General features: G+C 41.4%; 17 protein-coding genes. 13 read left to right on the forward strand and 4 right to left on the reverse strand.

Annotated features, from left to right (window positions below; genetic code table 11):
* Positions 1–28: 28 nt before the first annotated feature.
* Positions 29–268, reverse strand: coding sequence for a YdcH family protein (locus AN393_RS07450; RefSeq protein ID WP_055015607.1), 240 nt, complete (start codon positions 266–268; stop codon positions 29–31).
* Between the two features lie 299 nt (positions 269–567).
* Between AN393_RS07450 and AN393_RS07455 the strand changes: the two genes are divergently transcribed.
* From AN393_RS07455 to speD, 10 genes are all read left to right on the forward strand, one after another.
* Positions 568–1,557: a zinc-dependent alcohol dehydrogenase family protein gene (locus AN393_RS07455; protein ID WP_055015606.1), complete on the forward strand. Its 990-nt coding sequence runs from the start codon at positions 568–570 to the stop codon at positions 1,555–1,557.
* Between the two features lie 329 nt (positions 1,558–1,886).
* Positions 1,887–4,160, forward strand: coding sequence for a bifunctional diguanylate cyclase/phosphodiesterase (locus AN393_RS07460; protein ID WP_055017742.1), 2,274 nt, complete (start codon positions 1,887–1,889; stop codon positions 4,158–4,160).
* A 128-nt stretch (positions 4,161–4,288) separates the two neighbouring features.
* On the forward strand, positions 4,289–4,870 hold the full coding sequence (locus AN393_RS07465; RefSeq protein ID WP_004588186.1) for an aminodeoxychorismate/anthranilate synthase component II: 582 nt from the start codon (positions 4,289–4,291) through the stop codon (positions 4,868–4,870).
* A 45-nt stretch (positions 4,871–4,915) separates the two neighbouring features.
* Positions 4,916–6,076, forward strand: coding sequence for an HDOD domain-containing protein (locus tag AN393_RS07470; RefSeq protein WP_055015603.1), 1,161 nt, complete (start codon positions 4,916–4,918; stop codon positions 6,074–6,076).
* A 444-nt stretch (positions 6,077–6,520) separates the two neighbouring features.
* Complete coding sequence (locus AN393_RS07475) at positions 6,521–7,726, forward strand: aspartate aminotransferase family protein (RefSeq protein WP_055017743.1); 1,206 nt, start codon at positions 6,521–6,523, stop codon at positions 7,724–7,726.
* A gap of 84 nt (positions 7,727–7,810) precedes the next feature.
* Positions 7,811–8,827 (forward strand): arginine N-succinyltransferase, encoded by a 1,017-nt coding sequence (gene astA / locus AN393_RS07480; protein ID WP_055017744.1) that lies wholly within the window; start codon positions 7,811–7,813, stop codon positions 8,825–8,827.
* 16 nt (positions 8,828–8,843) lie between these two features.
* Entirely contained in the window at positions 8,844–10,313 is a 1,470-nt protein-coding gene (gene astD, locus AN393_RS07485; RefSeq protein ID WP_055017745.1) for a succinylglutamate-semialdehyde dehydrogenase, read from the forward strand.
* Positions 10,314–10,453: 140 nt separating this feature from the next.
* The gene (locus AN393_RS07490) at positions 10,454–10,801 is read left to right on the forward strand and encodes a DUF3802 family protein (protein ID WP_055015599.1); all 348 of its coding nucleotides are present in this window, start codon (positions 10,454–10,456) and stop codon (positions 10,799–10,801) included.
* A gap of 150 nt (positions 10,802–10,951) precedes the next feature.
* Positions 10,952–11,365, forward strand: coding sequence for an OsmC family protein (locus AN393_RS07495; RefSeq protein ID WP_004588192.1), 414 nt, complete (start codon positions 10,952–10,954; stop codon positions 11,363–11,365).
* 88 nt (positions 11,366–11,453) lie between these two features.
* Entirely contained in the window at positions 11,454–12,266 is an 813-nt protein-coding gene (speD, locus tag AN393_RS07500) for an adenosylmethionine decarboxylase (RefSeq protein WP_004588193.1), read from the forward strand.
* 81 nt (positions 12,267–12,347) lie between these two features.
* Here the strand turns inward: speD and AN393_RS07505 are convergent, their stop codons facing one another.
* On the reverse strand, positions 12,348–13,619 hold the full coding sequence (locus AN393_RS07505) for an aromatic amino acid transport family protein (RefSeq protein ID WP_055015598.1): 1,272 nt from the start codon (positions 13,617–13,619) through the stop codon (positions 12,348–12,350).
* Positions 13,620–13,741: 122 nt separating this feature from the next.
* On the opposite strand from AN393_RS07505, the gene AN393_RS20670 reads away from it, so the two are divergent.
* The 3 genes from AN393_RS20670 to AN393_RS07515 all read left to right on the forward strand — a co-directional run bounded on the left by AN393_RS20670 (position 13,742) and on the right by AN393_RS07515 (position 15,419).
* On the forward strand, positions 13,742–13,864 hold the full coding sequence (locus AN393_RS20670; RefSeq protein ID WP_268796318.1) for a hypothetical protein: 123 nt from the start codon (positions 13,742–13,744) through the stop codon (positions 13,862–13,864).
* Positions 13,865–14,048: 184 nt separating this feature from the next.
* Positions 14,049–14,846, forward strand: coding sequence for an alpha/beta fold hydrolase (locus tag AN393_RS07510; RefSeq protein ID WP_055017753.1), 798 nt, complete (start codon positions 14,049–14,051; stop codon positions 14,844–14,846).
* 90 nt (positions 14,847–14,936) lie between these two features.
* Positions 14,937–15,419 (forward strand): hypothetical protein, encoded by a 483-nt coding sequence (locus AN393_RS07515; RefSeq protein WP_055017746.1) that lies wholly within the window; start codon positions 14,937–14,939, stop codon positions 15,417–15,419.
* A gap of 114 nt (positions 15,420–15,533) precedes the next feature.
* Here the strand turns inward: AN393_RS07515 and cysQ are convergent, their stop codons facing one another.
* Together cysQ and cysC are read right to left on the reverse strand one after the other, a co-directional pair.
* A complete protein-coding gene (gene cysQ / locus AN393_RS07520) occupies positions 15,534–16,304 on the reverse strand; it encodes a 3'(2'),5'-bisphosphate nucleotidase CysQ (protein ID WP_055017747.1) in 771 nt (256 codons plus the stop codon).
* 5 nt (positions 16,305–16,309) lie between these two features.
* Complete coding sequence (gene cysC / locus AN393_RS07525) at positions 16,310–16,906, reverse strand: adenylyl-sulfate kinase (protein ID WP_055015595.1); 597 nt, start codon at positions 16,904–16,906, stop codon at positions 16,310–16,312.
* Positions 16,907–16,927 lie beyond the last annotated feature (21 nt).

The following is a 16,927-nucleotide window of genomic DNA, read 5'->3' on the forward strand; positions in this document are numbered from 1 at the left end:
AACGGTGAACTCTTTTTTTTGTGCAATATTACTCTTGCTGTAAACGCTCGTATAACCAGTCTTTTAATTCTGAACGCTCATGCTTTAGCTGATTCATTTGCTCGTCGCTAATGGGCGCATCTTTAAGCTCTAAAGTGCGTATTTCTTTATCTAGCTTGTCGTATTTATCTGCCTTTTTGGCAAATTCTGTATCGTTTTTATTTAGCTCTGCAATGGTATTTAGGTACTGTGGAAAGTCATTGGTCAGTGAGTGGTCTTCGCCTAACATAGTCGCTCCTTAGTAGGATAAATGAGTTATTTAAGTGAATTACTACCTTTTCATTTATTACTCTGGGGTTTATACAACCATAAATCAACCACAGCAAACCTAAATGGGTATAGCGCAACGACTGGGTAGGGTTTGCCTTAATCCCTATTTTTAAAAAGGATGGGAGATACCTAAACACTATTATCAATATTATTTTGAAACTGATTGTTTATTTAGCCTTATTATCATTTGTAAAGCGGGTGTCTACAATGAAACTTCACTACATAATGACTTATCAACAGATAACAGAGGCAATACCCATGAAAGCAATGATAATTAATAATTTTGGTGGCACTGAAGAATTTGTAGCAACAGAGGTTGCAAAACCACAAGTAACAGCAGGTAATGTGTTAGTTCGTATAGCGGCAACAAGCGTAAATACAATTGATATGATGATTCGTCAAATGGGTGCTGACTTGCCCTTTGCTCCAGAATTACCGGGCATTTTAGGGATGGACTTTGCAGGCACTGTTGAAGCTGTTGGCGAAGGCGTAACAGACTTTGCAGTAGGTGATGAAGTATATGGTTGTGCTGGTGGCCTAGGCGATTTACCCGGTACACTTGCTGAGTTTATTCTTGCTGATAAGCGCTTAATCGCTCACAAACCTAAAAACCTAAGCATGAAAGAAGCAGCCGCTATTCCACTTGTAGGTATTACAGCACTTGAAGGCTTAACACGTGCAAGTGTAAATGCAGGGCAAAAAGTATTAGTGCACGGCGGCGCAGGTGGCGTAGGCCATTTAGCAGTACAACTAGCTAAGCATTTTGGCGCTGATGTTTACTCAACGGGCGGTAATGCAGAGCAACTAGCACTAATAGAAAGCTTTGGCGCTACAGGCATAAACTTTAAAGACGAAACCGTAGAGCAGTATGTTGAAAAGCACACTAATAATGCGGGTTTTGACATGGTGTTTGACACCGTAGGTGGCGGTAACCTGACTAACTCATTTGCTGCAGCAAAGCTAAATGCTCAGGTATCTACAACGCTCTCTTTATTAGAGGTGGATTTAAGCCCTGTACACTTTAAAGGGTTATCGTTAAACGTAATCTTTATGCTTATTCCAATGATCCACGACTTTAACCGTCAAGACCACGGCGACAAACTTACTAAACTTGCACAAATTGTTGAAGCAGGCGGTATGCGCCCTGTACTTGACGAACAAGACTTTAGTTTAGAAGACGCAGCTAAAGCGCATGACCGCTTAGCAAGTGGCCAAGCCATGGGTAAAGTTGTTATTTCTGTACAATAAATTATACCAATCCGCATAATTAAGTGATCTATTTTGAGGATGGAAAAGCGTGTTGATAGCAAGGCAAGAAATTCGCTATTTAGTTGTTCTAAATGAGAATTTTTTAACGCAGATAGCGACACGTTTAGCCCCTAAAAATGACTAAGTATTATTGCGGATTGGTATCATTAAGGCCGGCATACTCGCCGGCTTTTTCTTTTGCGCCCGCCTGATTAACGTTTGTACACCCTTTTTTATAACTAAATATAAACAATAGTGCTTTTATTAATCGTATATAATTACGTTTTAAAATTAGTTGTTAATATTTTAGGGTCAAAGCAAGCGTTTATATGAAAATATTCACTAATAAATTTGCCAGTAAGGCTAAGCAATTTTATATCGGTATTGTGCTGGTAGGCTGTGTACTGTCTGCGATGGTTTATTATCAGGCAGAAACCATTAAGCGCACCTCATCGACCTTAATGGAACAACAAATTCCGGCGCTGCGCGATATTCGATTAATCGAAACCTACCTAGTAAAGCAAGAGCGCTTATTATATGAGTATTACGCAACGAGCAAGCGTGAACTTTATTTAATCGACTTTTTAGAAAACCATGTACGTATACTTGCGCTAATAAAAAACCTAGATCACAACCACAGCACATTAGCGCTAGAAAGCAGCTTAAGTGATGAGTTTAAAAGTGGTTTAGACTTAGCACTTAAATTACACGAAAACCTATCAAGCAGCAGCACTAGTTGGGATTTAGCCAGAGAACAACTAGAGCAACTCACTGAACTGCAAGCCCAAGTGATGGGGCACTTAACAAATGCAGAAACGATTATTTCAAATGCAGTTGATAGCGGCTACACAGACACCGAAAGCAACCTGCACACCACAGTCAATATTGTGTTTTTGTTTACGTTTGCCATAGTGCTGGTAAGCATTTATACAGGGCGTTACGCATCTAAATTTATAAAACTTAGTACCCGTAACGAACGTTTAGCGCTATTTCCAACGCGCAACCCTAACCCAATTGTGAGTTTAAGCGCCAACCTTGAGCTTAACTACTGTAACCCTGCCGCTATTGCTATGCATAAAGCGTATGTAAGCGATAAACACAGCACGCCCATTGCATTACTAAGCCCTAATATAAAGCAGCAACTAATAGACACTAAGCAGTCGGCTAGTCATGTTGAGCGCTTTTATACACAGCTAGATAACCATTACCTCACTTACCAAATACATTGGCTGCAAGAAATAGATGCCTTTGATATACACATACGCGATGTAACAGAGCAATTTGAGGCAGAGCGCTCATTAGAGTATTTAGCCTTTCACCATCCGTATTCAAAGTTGCCTAACCAAGCCAGTTTAGAAACATACACCAATGAGCTAATTTCGCTTGAGCAACCTTTTAGTTTAATGCTGATTGATGTAAGCCACTTTAAGCTATTGCTTGAGCAATATGGTTTATCGGGGGCTAACGAGTGTATAAATGCCTTTGCTATGCACTTATCGCGCAGCGCTAATAAATTTTCTCAGCAGTTAAAAAGCAAAAACAAACTGACCTTCTACCACATTGCCGATGCTAACTTTGTGGTTATTTATACCGAGCAAGATTGCTCAACAACCCTAGATGACTTACTCAAAGGCGTACAAAGCCGTTTAAGCCAAGCTATTAGCACACCGTACGGTGAAATGCGTATGAGCTTTAACTGTGGTGTAACACGCTACCCAACCAGTAATGACTATGAAACGCTTCTATTGCACGCCAATATTGCCTTAGAAGAAGCGGTAAAACGTAATATTCCCTACGCTTATTTTGATACCGAAAGCGGAGTTAAGCATGCCCAGCAGCTGCATATTGCTCGGCGTCTTGATACCGCCATTGAAAAGCAGCAGTTTGAGCTTTATTTTCAGCCTAAAATGCACCTTAAATCGCAAACCATAAACAGCTGCGAATGTTTAATTAGGTGGTTTGATGATGGGAAGTTTGTCTCTCCGGCGCAGTTTATTCCTATTGCCGAACACAGCGGGTTTATATTGCCATTAGGCGAATGGATACTTGATAGTGCCTTTGCCCAAGCTAAAAAATGGCATCAGCAAAACTTAAATATCCGCTTGGCTATTAATATATCTGCAAGGCAATTTACACAGCAAGGCTTTGTGCAAAGCATAAAACAGCGGTTGGCGCATTTTAACGTGCCCGCGCATTTAATTGAGCTAGAAATTACCGAAACCGCCATTATGGACGATGAAGAGTTTGGTATTTCAGTACTGCAGGCGCTGAGTACACTGGGTATTAGCTTATCAATTGATGACTTTGGAACGGGCTATTCGTCGCTGGGTTACTTACAGCGTTTTCCAGTTAATAAATTAAAAATAGATCAGTCGTTTGTGCGCAATATGGCCACTGACACACGCGATCAGGCTTTAGTGTTGAGTATTTGCCAATTAGCTAAAAACTTAGGGCTCGATATTATCGCCGAAGGCGTAGAAGAGCATGCCCAACTTGAAAAACTAAAAGAGTATAACTGCGACCTAATTCAAGGGTACTTGTTAAGCCGGCCAATACCTGCAAACGAATTTGAAGTGTTTTTAGCTAAAGGCGTAAGTTTTTAAGGTGTTTTGCTAATGTATGTTGGGGAATTATTAGTGATAGAATAGGCATTATAAATGCTTATACTGCTCATTATACAAGCCACACATGTGAGCAAAGGGCACTCCATTTTAAATAAGGTCGTTGTGTAATGCTGTTGATGATCGACAACTACGATTCGTTTACTTATAACCTAGTACAATATTTTCAGCGCTTAAACCAAGAGGTGCTGGTAAAGCGTAATGACGAAATATCGGTTGCGCAAATTAAGCAACTTAACCCCAAGCATATTGTTATTTCTCCGGGGCCTTGTACGCCAAACGAAGCGGGTGTGTCACTCAATGTCGTTGAGCAACTAAAAGGCATTTACCCTATTTTGGGGATCTGCTTAGGGCATCAAACCATAGCGCAAGCGCTAGGAGGCAAGGTTATACGTGCTAAGCAAGTTATGCATGGTAAAACCTCACCTATTGTTCATAATAATAAAGGGGTATTTACCGGTTTAGAAAACCCGCTTACTGTGTGTCGTTATCACTCGCTGGTGGTCGAAAAACACAGTTTACCAAGTGAATTAGCCATTACTGCGTGGAGCCAAACCGAGCAAGGTGAGTTTGACGAAATTATGGGGCTACTTCACACAGAGCTTGCTCTTGAAGGCGTACAATTTCATCCTGAGGCTATTTTAACTACTCAAGGGCTCGAATTGCTTGCTAACTTTTTATCTCGCTTCTAACCTTACAGTAACCACCGAATGGTAACACTTTACTGAATGGACTTTATGACTGAACTTGCGTCGCAAAAGCGAATAGCCTCCATGCTTGACCAGCGTGCTCACGATTTGCTGCTTGGCCATAGCTTTGCACATCAACAAATTGGCTTTATTCATACGCTAGAAATTGATTATGGTGAACCCATAAAGCAGCGCACTTTATTAGAAGTAGAAGTTGCCGCACAGCATAAACGCCAGCAAAGTAGTACTGCGCATCACAAGTACCGAGCACAAGCGAGTAAACAACTTCATAAAGTAATTGAAACAGCCATATTTAAGCAATTAGAAGATATGGATGCTGTTATTCAAAACACCATAGGTATAGAAGATAACGTGGCCACCATGCTAGATATACTAGCGGCTAAGTCGGCAAGTGTGGGGCGTTTAGAGCCATTGGTAAATGATTCTAGCTGGCTTGGCCGTGAATTAGTGTCATTAGTAAACCTGCCTTACTATCGAAAACAACGAAGTAAAAGTACCTCAGTAAAAGTAGACAGCCCCGCACTTGCACTGCGTTATATTGGGCTTGATAACCTGCAATTAGTTATCCCCACTTTTGCTGTGCGCCACTGGATGCCACATAGTACCGAGCCATTTCCATTATTAAAGCGCCGCCTTCGTGATGCTGCCATGGCTAATGCAATAGCGGCACAAAAAATTGCAGAGCTGAATGATGTAAACCCTATACATGCTTTTACACTGGGCATGCTAATAGATGTAGGGCGCATAGCTTTAGTGCGCTTGTACTTAAAAACGTTTGAACAGGTATGGCAACGCAAGGTGCAAATAGCACGCGAGGCACAACAAAAAGACTTACACACGGCCTTGATGGAATTAAAGCCCGATCCGTTATTTTTAACTACGTTGTTAAGCACTAAGTCGCTTGCGTTAAGTGCTAAAGTAATCCGCAAAATGGCTTTTAAGGCTTTACCGTTTAATCACGTGATGGCGCAACTTGCTCATGGTGTTGAGCAAAGTAGTGATGTTTTCCCCATGAGTGAGGTCATGCTAAAAGCGCGATGCTATTCGCAATACTTAAACCTAAAACAACATCAACTTATTGAGCAAGATGAAATACATGCGTGGTTTTCGTATCACGGCTTCACTAAAAATGAGCTAAAAGTCCTCGAAACAAGCAATTTTACCAACCTAGCTATTCAAATTGACTAAAAAGCAGCTTATTGGCTGGTCCTTATATCGGTAATTTGCGACTGGTGGCGGCAAATTTTCATTAACTATTGAATTTTTTGTTAATTTTTTTGCGACTATTCATTCATTAACATCTTCATAAGTACCCCTTACTTTAAGCACTTAATGTAAGGCGCGACTCACTGCACAGGGGCATAACTCTTAAAAAGTGACATTTATTTTCTATGCAAATAGTTATTCACTATCTATGAAATAATATCCCAAGGCCTTTATTTTAAAGGCCTGCATGAAAGTTTTTAACGAGACAGCACCACAAATATCTGAAATAATGAGCGCCTGAAAATTGAACCACAAGGCAGTTTTACGCTCAACCTTTTGCTATTTAGTGCGTAAATATCTTGGTTACATTTATAACCAAACACCTATTTTGATGTTTTGTGTTGCTCACAATTAAGAGGAAAAAAAATGACAGTCAATCGCGAATTATTTGATCACGTAATGGTTCCTAACTACGCGCCTTCAAGCGTTATTCCTGTTCGAGGCGAAGGCTCTCGCGTATGGGATCAACAAGGTAAAGAATTTATCGACTTTGCCGGTGGTATTGCTGTTAACTGTCTGGGCCATTGCCACCCTGCATTAGTAGGTGCGTTAAAAGAGCAAGGCGAAAAAATTTGGCACCTATCAAATGTAATGACTAACGAGCCTGCGCTACGTTTAGCTAAAAAAATGGTCGATGCGACCTTTGCAGAAAAAGTTTACTTTGCAAACTCAGGCGCAGAAGCAAACGAAGCGGCACTTAAATTAGCACGTCGTTTTGCACTGGATAAATTTGGTGCTGAAAAATCACAAATTATCTCATTTAACAAAGGCTTTCACGGTCGTACTTTCTTTACCGTAACCGTAGGCGGCCAAGCTGCATACTCAGATGGTTTTGGTCCTAAGCCTGGCGATATCGTACATTGTGATTACAACGACCTAGCTGCATTTGAAGCGCTAATTAGCGACAAAACATGTGCAGTAATGATGGAGCCACTGCAAGGTGAAGGCGGTATTATTTCGCCAACTAACGAATTTGCACAAGGCGTTCGTGAACTATGTACTAAACACAATGCACTACTTATTTTTGATGAAGTACAAACAGGTGTCGGCCGTACTGGTGAGCTATACGCATACCAAGGTTTAAACGTAGTGCCTGATATTTTAACATCAGCTAAAGCACTTGGCGGCGGTTTCCCAATTGGCGCTATGCTAACTACTACCGAGATTGCACAGCACTTAAAAGTAGGTACTCATGGTTCTACTTACGGTGGTAACCCTTTGGCATGTGCCGTAGCCGAAGCCGCATTTGACACTGTAAATACCCCTGAAGTACTAGCGGGTGTAAAAGAAAAAGCGGCATTATTTAACGAGCTTCTTAACGCGGTAAACGAAAAATACAATGTATTTAGCGAAATTCGTGGCCAAGGTTTATTAATTGGTGCAGCCGTTAACGAGCAATACAAAGGCCGTGCAAAAGAGTTTTTAGTAGCAGCTACCGAGCAAGGGCTTATGTCGCTTGTAGCGGGTGCCGATGTAGTACGCTTTACGCCATCGTTAGTAATCACCGAAGCGGATATTCGCGAAGGTATGGTGCGTTTTGAAAAAGCAGTCGCAAGCGTAGTAAACGCTTAAACGCGTTAAACCACCTTATTAAGGGCAAGCCTGCTTGCCCTGCATATTCTATTTACCGTTATTGATAAGGGAGCAAGCGGACTCATGATGATCCTTCGCCCAATCCAGCAAAATGATTACGCAGCGTTATTAAAAATTGCCCACGAATCGGGCCATGGTTTTACATCTTTGCCGTTAAACGAAGAGTTACTGCAAAAGAAAATTGACCATTCTGTAAGTTCATTTGCTAAACAAACGTCACAACCTGGTGATGAAGGCTACCTGTTTGTTCTTGAAGATACCGAAACCGGTGAAGTAGTGGGTACTTCAGCTATTGAAGCTGCAGTAGGGCTTGATGATGCGTTTTATCATTACCACTTAAGTAAAGTGATTCATTCATCACGCACGCTCGATGTATACAAAGCGGTTGATATTTTAACCCTATGTAACGACTACACCGGCGCAACAGAACTATGTACCTTATTTTTGAAAGATGGATACCGTAAAAACTGTAACGGTAAACTTCTTTCAAAAGCGCGCTTTATGTTTATAAAACAACATGAGCAGCGTTTTGCACAAACAGTAATAGCAGAAATGCGTGGCGTGTCTGACGAAAATGGCAGCAGCCCGTTTTGGCAGTGGCTAGAAGAGCACTTTTTTTCAATGGACTTTCCAACCGCCGATTACCTAACAGGTATAGGCCAAAAAGTGTTTATTGCTGAGCTAATGCCAAAATACCCAATTTACGTAAACTTGCTAAGCAAAGATGCGCAAGCGGTGATTGGTAAAGTACACGACAACACGCGCCCAGCTATCGAGCTATTAAAAAATGAAGGGTTTACCTTCAACGGTTACGTGGATATTTTTGATGCGGGCCCAACAGTAGAAGCAAAAGTAGATAACATTGCCACAATTCGTAATGCGAAAGACTTTAAAGTAGTAATAGGCGAAGCGTCAGGCGATACCATGGTACTGCTCGCTAACGGCGAGTTAGAAAACTACCGTGCAACGGTTGCAGCGCTTAGCTTTGATGAGCGTGCAAGCAGCCTTATTTTATCGCAAGCAATAGCTGATGCCCTACAGCTTCAATCGGGCGACACCGTAAGCGCAACCCCAGTTTAATTAAGGAGAAAGTATAATGACTCATCCTGCACAATTTATTAATGGTCAGTGGTCACCAGGCCAAGGCAATGCATTTAATTCAGTAAACCCTGCAAATAACGACGTTATTTGGCAGGCATCTTCAGCGACTGCAGAGCAAGTAGATAGCGCGGTTAATGCAGCGAGCGAAGCATTTTACAGCTGGGCTGATAAAAGCTTTAATGAGCGCCTAGAGGTAGTAAAAACCTTTGCGGCAACCCTTAAAGAGCACAGCGAAGAGCTTGCTGTGGCGATTGCGCAAGAAACGGGTAAGCCGCTTTGGGAAACGCGTACAGAAGCGGGCGCTATGGTAGGTAAAATTGCCATTTCTGAAAAAGCATTTTTAGAGCGCACCGGCGACGTTGAAAACGCTATGCCAGTAGGGCGTGCGATGATCCGCCATAAACCACACGGTGTAGTGGCTGTATTTGGCCCATATAACTTCCCTGGGCACTTACCAAATGGCCACATTGTGCCAGCGCTTTTAGCCGGTAACACAGTCGTATTTAAGCCATCTGATCTTACGCCAATGGTAGCAGAGCTTACCCTTAAACTTTGGGAAAAAGCGGGTTTACCTGCCGGTGTAATTAACCTTGTTCAAGGTGAAGTAGAAACAGGTAAAGCCCTTGCTGCGCATAAAGGCATAGATGGTTTATTCTTTACCGGTTCTTCGCGCACGGGTCATATTTTACATGAGCAGTTTGCAGGCCAGCCAGGTAAAATTTTAGCGCTTGAAATGGGTGGCAATAACCCACTAATTATTAAAGATGTGGCAGATACTAAAGCCGCGGTACACGATATTATTCAATCGGCGTTTATTTCAAGCGGCCAACGTTGTACTTGTGCACGTAAAGTATTTTTACCTAAAGGCCAACAAGGCGATGACATTTTAGCAAGCCTTATTACGGCTACTAAAGCCATAAAAGTAGGCAACTACGATGATGAAGATCAGCCATTTATGGGTTCTATGATCTCAGCTGCGGCTGCAGCAGGCATGGTTAAAGCACAAAGCGAGTTGGTTGAACTTGGCGGTGAAGTACTAGTAGAGCTTGAGCACACAGCTAATACGGGCTTTGTAACGCCGGGTATTATTGAGTGTTCAGCAATTAGCGACTTCCCCGATGAAGAGCACTTTGGCCCATTATTAAAAGTGTTCCGCTTTGATGACTTTGACCACGCAATTAATAAAGCTAACGACACCAGCTTTGGTTTATCAGCAGGTTTATTAAGCGACAGCGAAGCCGACTACAATCACTTTTTACGTCGTATTCGTGCCGGTATTGTTAACTGGAACCGCCCAATTACAGGTGCATCAAGTGCAGCCCCATTTGGTGGTATTGGCGCATCGGGTAACCACAGAGCCAGCGCATATTATGCAGCTGACTACTGCGCATACCCTGTTGCCTCGGTAGAACTTGAAAAAGTAACGATGCCAGCAACACTAAGCCCAGGCTTAAAAATAGATTAATTACTAGTCTATTTATAGTTATAAAGAATGAGAAAAGCAGCTTAGGCTGCTTTTTTTGTATTGGTATCGTGCAAAGCTAGTAATTAGTGGCGCTTTCTGCTTAAATCTATGCAATTAGTTATTCAAAGGTGAAAATCACAATGGTTTTAGACAGGCAAGGGTACGATGACTTGATCATGTATCTAACTCAAAATTTAGCGTTATTTGAGAAGCCAGGCGAAATCAAACCCGGTGCGCCAACCGTTATGGAACTCATAGAAGACGTTATAGCGCAAAACGTGATGCTAATTTGTGAACAGCATACCAATCTTAATACCGAGCAACGCAGCCAAATAGTGCGCGAGGTAGACGGTATTGTTTACGACTTACAAGAAGTACTAAGCAGCATAACCTCTCAGCCCGTTACGGTTGAACAGCACGCATTTATAGACGAGTTTGCTGGGCTTATTAAAAATCTATTTGATAACGCGGTCACACAAACCGCTTAACGTTACCCGTTAACACAGCGCAGTGTGACCTAATTGCTGCGCTCCTATTACTTCTCGCCTTATTAATAACACCACTAAATTTAATCTCAGCGTTCACGTATCGTTGCAGATTGTTATACAATCAATAAAACTTTTTTTAGAGATAATCACATGCAAGCAAATGTAAAATGGGTTGAAGGCGACACCTTTATTGGCCGTTCTAATTCTAATCACAATGTCGTTTTTGATGCTGGTAGCGATAGCGCTGCACCAAGCCCTATGGAAATGGTACTTATGTCGGTGGGCTGTTGCTCGTCGGTAGATGTTGTAAGTATTTTAAAAAAAGCCAAACAAGATTTTTCTGATGTCCAAGTGCAGCTAAGCTCTGAGCGCGCAGAAACAGCGCCGCGAGTATTTACTAAAATTAACTTACACTTTGTTGTTACAGGCAATAATGTGTCGGAAAAACACCTCGCGAGGGCGGTTTCTCTCTCTGCTGAAAAGTATTGTTCTGTTGCTTTAATGCTTGATAAAACAGTAGAAATTACCCACAGCCACGAAGTTGTGCAAGAACAGGTAAAATAACGCTTTTTCCGTGAGGAAAATTCGTATAAAATCCGCGAACTTTTCATTCTGCAGGTGCAGATTTCACTAATTTATAGGTTGGTTTATCATGAACAAACCCTTCGATAAACTTAAACTTCATGGCTTTAATAATTTAACCAAAAGTTTAAGCTTTAGTATTTACGACATTTGCTACGCAAAGACCGAGCAACAGCGTAAAGAATATATTGAATATATCGACGAGCAGTACAGTGCAGATAGACTAACCGACATACTAGGCGATGTTGTTGATATTATTGGTGCTAACATTTTAAATGTGGCGCGCCAAGATTATGAACCACAAGGCGCAAGTGTGACTATTTTGGTGTCTGAAGAGCCGGTAGAAGAGCAGCAAAATTACGATGCTGACGAAGCGCCAGGCCCATTACCCGATTCTGTTGTTGCGCACCTAGATAAAAGCCACATTTGTGTACATACCTACCCAGAAGCGCACCCTGATGATGGTATTTGTACATTCCGTGCTGATATTGAAGTATCTACCTGTGGCATTATTTCGCCACTTAAAGCGTTAAACTTCTTAATTCATAGCCTAGAGTCAGACGTAGTAACTATTGACTACCGTGTACGTGGTTTTACTCGCGATGTAAACGGCGTTAAGCACTACATTGATCACGCTATTAACTCGATTCAAAACTTCATGACAGAAGATACCAAAGAAGCGTACCAAATGATGGACGTGAACGTGTATCAAGAAAACCTGTTCCACACTAAAATGATGTTAAAAGAAACCGACTTAAACACTTACCTGTTCGGCCTATCGACTGATGAGTTATCGGATGAAGAAGAAGAAGAAATTCGCTCTAAGCTAACCCGCGAAATGCAGGAAATATTCTACGGTCGTAATTTACCAGACGCAGAATAAATTAGTTTAAAAGCAATTAAATTGTATAAAAAATGGCGCTCAATGAGCGCCATTTTTAATGGGGTATTTATAGCAAATCGCTTAATTAAGCATGCTGTAAATAAGCGCACATACGGCCAGAGAGCCCACAGCAAGTACAAACAAGGTACTTAAACGGTTGCGGTATTTACTCAGCGCAGGCACTTTGTACACGGCAATCATAGGCATAATAAATAAAATCATCGCAATGATAGGGCCAGAGAGCTGATCCATCATGTCTAAAATGCTTGGGTTTTTAACCGCGCAAAACCAAATAGCAAAAAACATAATGAGTACGCCAATTTTGTCGGCTACTTTTGCGCTTAAGCTCGTTTGCTTAGTTACCAAACCGGTAAAGCTTTCGCGTGCTCCTAAAAAGTGCCCTAAAAACGATGAGGTAATAGCAATAAAGGCAACCAGCGGTCCAAGGGTCGCGATATACGAATTACTAGTAATATTAGCAAGGTAAGATAAAATCGATACGTTCGCCGCTTTAGCAGTAGCCATTTGCTCGCTAGTAAGCGAAAGCACGCACGAAAACACAAATAGCAGTACAAATACAATAAGTAGTAAACTAGTGCGCTTTAAAATAGCCTCAGCCTTATTAGTGGCCTGATCGCCATAATGCCCACGCTGCACGTTCACAAAGCTTGAAATAGCCGCCGCATGGCTAAACGAAAACACAATGATAGGAATAGATAACCACAGCGTTTTAGTAAAGCTGCCTGCCTCTGGGAGGCTCATATCTGGCATTTGCCAGCTGGGTATTAAATAAAGCGATAAGCAAAATAAAATACCCACAAGCGGATACACCAAAATAGCGAACGCGCGAAGCATTAAGCGCTCGCCGCCCATCATTAGGCTAATCATACCGGCAACTAATACACCCGAAAGCAACACCCGAGAAGGTGACTCAAGGCCCATTTGGTTAACCATAAAGCTGTCAACGGTATTGGTTAAGCCTACGCCGTAAATAAGCAAAATGGGAAATATAGATAAAAAGTATAATAAAGAGATTAACCTACCTGCCGTTACACCAAAGTGCTCCTCAACAACATCAGTAAAATCTGAATCTTTGTTTTTAGACGACAACACAAAGCGGGCTAAGCCACGGTGTGCTAAAAAGGTCATTGGAAAGGCTAAACAGGCTAAAATAATTAGTGGCCAAAAACCCCCAATACCAATATTAATAGGTAAAAATAAAATGCCCGCGCCAACGGCGGTACCAAAAAGGCTTAACGTCCACTGCGTATCGTGCAGGTTCCATTTAGAAGTAGGTGTGTGTTCACCTGTTTGTGATGCATTTGAAAGCGTTGCATCTTGTGATGGTGTCATGTGTGTGCTCATCCATTATTTAAATAATAATCGCGCGCAAGAATATAGTTTTTAGCTAAAAGTTTCATGTTTTGAGGCATTTTGTAGACTAATTAATTAGACGCCGTTGCAGCAAAAGTGTCATGAATACGAAACAGCGCTGTAAAAATAAACAAATACCTCAACCAGCACAGTTTGTAGGTTGGGTAGAGCGAAGCGAAACCCAACACGCCCATAGTGTTATTCAAGCACTAAAGCAAAAATAGGCGGTTGTAATAACGTAAAAATAGGGGAGCCATTTTTTATTGATTGCAACTAATATCAAAGCTTGCTCACAAAACCTGTTAAGTAGCAGCCATTGAGCCGAACTTCATAGGAGGTTTATACTAAACTCCGTTATACTTCCTGCTATTAAATATGCCAAATGAAGTAAACAGGCTGCTAACTGCAATGAGCAAAGACATTCTTTTTCATACTACTTTTGCACACGAAACCAGTAAAACATGGGTTGTATTTGTTCATGGTGCAGGGGGGAGTTCGGCAATTTGGTTTCGCCAACTTAAAGCCTATAAAAAAGAATATAATGTATTGCTGCTCGATCTTCGTGGTCACGGTAAATCAAATAACTTAGTGCAAAACTTTGTAGATAATAATTACTCGTTTAATAAGGTCTCTAAAGACATTATCGATGTGCTAGATCATAACAACATCCCTAACGCACACTTTGTTGGTATTTCACTGGGCACCATTTTGATTCGAAATATTGCTGAAATTGCGCCGCAATATGTTTCTAGCATGGTGCTAGGTGGAGCGGTTACTCGGTTTAATACGCGCAGTAATACCTTGGTTTATTTAGGCAATACGTTTAAACACTTATTGCCTTATATGTGGTTGTATCGCTTATTTGCTTTTATTATGATGCCGAAAAAGCGCCATAAAGAATCTCGACTTTTGTTTGTTCGTGAAGCAAAACGCTTGTGCCAAAAAGAGTTTATAAAATGGTTTAAACTAGCCATGGACGTAAACCCCTTAATGCAGTACTTCAAAGAAAAAGACATTGATATACCCATTCTTTACATTATGGGTAAAGAAGATCACATGTTCCTTGGCCCTGTTAAAGAAATGGTAAAGCGCCATAAAAATAGCGTACTGCAAACTATTCACCATTGCGGCCATGTTTGTAACGTAGAGCGCCCTGACTTATTCAACCAGCACTCGCTTGCTTTTATCGCCCAGCAAAACCGTTAAGGGTTGTAGAAGGAATAGAGATAGGACTTTCTTTTTTGACTTACAAAAGTTAAAAAAGATCTAAATGGGTTAACTTAAAAGGAGTTTAAATTGGAAGCACTAAGTACAGCTAAGCAAATTATTGATATTTTTTCTGCTTTATTGAGCCCTGTAATTGCAATCTCAGTAGGTTTTATTGCATATCAGCAGTGGAAGCTTAATGTTGATAAAGAGAAGCGTGAAAGTAACTCAAATAAGCTGCATATTTATATAGTTGTAAAAAGGTTTTTGCGTAGTGTTGATATAAATCGTGTGGTCGATGATAAGTTATATGAAGAGCTTCAAGAGGCACTTGCCTTAGCTGATTTCTATTTTGATGGTATTGTTACCGATTGGTTATTTCAAGTAGACTTAGATGCATCAGCCTGGCTAAACTTAATGCAAATTAATTCACTACCTGACATGAAAGTATCAAACCCCGAGTTTACTCGTAATCAGAGAGAAATTGAGGAGCTAATTGATAATCTTCAAAACTTCCATTGTGAGTTATTTGATATATTTAAAGGTAGTATGATGTACTTGAAAACTAGTTAGTAATTAATAAGGCTTATTTTTCTTACCGCTTGCTAGATACAGTTTGATGACTCAAGAAGCTAAAGCTATCACTTGTCTTGCTGACAACTGATAGCTAACCACTCAAAACTGCTCTTATCCCTCTATCGCCGAAACAATAAAATACGGATTCAAATACTCATCTTTGGTGTTATATAAAAGCGGGCTGCCATCAAGCTTAGTGACTTTAGCACCGGCTATTTCGGCGATTGCATGGCCTGCGCCCGTATCCCATTCACAGGTTGGGCCTAAGCGTGGGTAAATATCGGCGCTGCCTTCGGCCACTAAACATAATTTTAGTGAGCTGCCTTTTGACACCATTTCAACGTCTTCAAAGCGTTTTACAAACTCGGCTAAATCAGGTGATGGGTGCGAGCGGCTGCCTACAACACGTATTAGGCCTTTATTAGGTTTGGTGGTTACTTTAAGCTCAATGCGCTCATCGCCTTTGTCTTTAAACGCACCAATGGCTTCTGCAGCAAGGTACGATACGCCAAGTGCGGGCGCATCAACTACAGCCAGTACAGGTTTACCGTTTTCGATAAGCGCTATGTTTACGGTAAATTCGCCGTTCTTTTTAATAAACTCTTTAGTGCCATCGATGGGGTCTACTAACCAGTAGCTTTTCCATGTTTGACGAATATCCCAGCTTATATCAGCGCTTTCTTCGCTAAGTATAGGTGTGTCGGGAGTGAGCTGTTTTAACCCTGCCACAATCACTTTATGAGCTGCTAAGTCGGCGTCGGTTACTGGGCTTTCATCGGCTTTGTATTCAACGTTAAAGTCCTTTTCGTAAATCCCCATTATGGCTTGGCCTGCTTTGCGGGCAAGGATGAGGGTTTCTTCTAGTAGCTCGGTTTGGTTCATTGGGGTTAACCTATAATATGCTTTTGTTTTAGATACGTTATCAGTTGTGTAACCGATTGGTCTAGGGTGTTTTTACTGGTATCTAAAATTATTTCTGGGTTGTTGGGTATTTCGTAGCTTGAGTCGATTCCGGTGAAGTGTTTTATCTCTCCTGCGCGGGCTTTTTTGTATAAGCCTTTAGGATCGCGGCTTTCACATACATCAAGTGGAGTATCTATAAATACTTCAATAAACTCGCCGTTGTCTACTAAGTTACGCACCATGTCGCGCTCTGCTCTAAATGGCGATATAAACGCGGTAAGCACTAATAAGCCTGCATCGGTCATTAGTTTTGCGGTTTCGCCAACGCGGCGTATGTTTTCAATACGATCTTCGTCGCTAAAGCCTAAGTCTTTACATAGGCCGTGGCGTACGTTGTCGCCGTCAAGCAGGTAGGTGTGCGCGCCTTGTTGGTTAAGCGCTGCTTCTAGTGCATTCGCTACAGTGCTTTTGCCAGAGCCAGAAAAACCGGTAAACCATAAAATAGCCGGTTTATGCTTTTTTTGCTCACTACGCTGTGACTTGGTGATTGCGTAGTTATGCCAAACAATATTTTCATCCATAGTGGTGAGTCTCTTGTACTT

Source organism: Pseudoalteromonas sp. P1-25 (assembly GCF_001401805.1).
GTDB lineage: Bacteria > Pseudomonadota > Gammaproteobacteria > Enterobacterales > Alteromonadaceae > Pseudoalteromonas.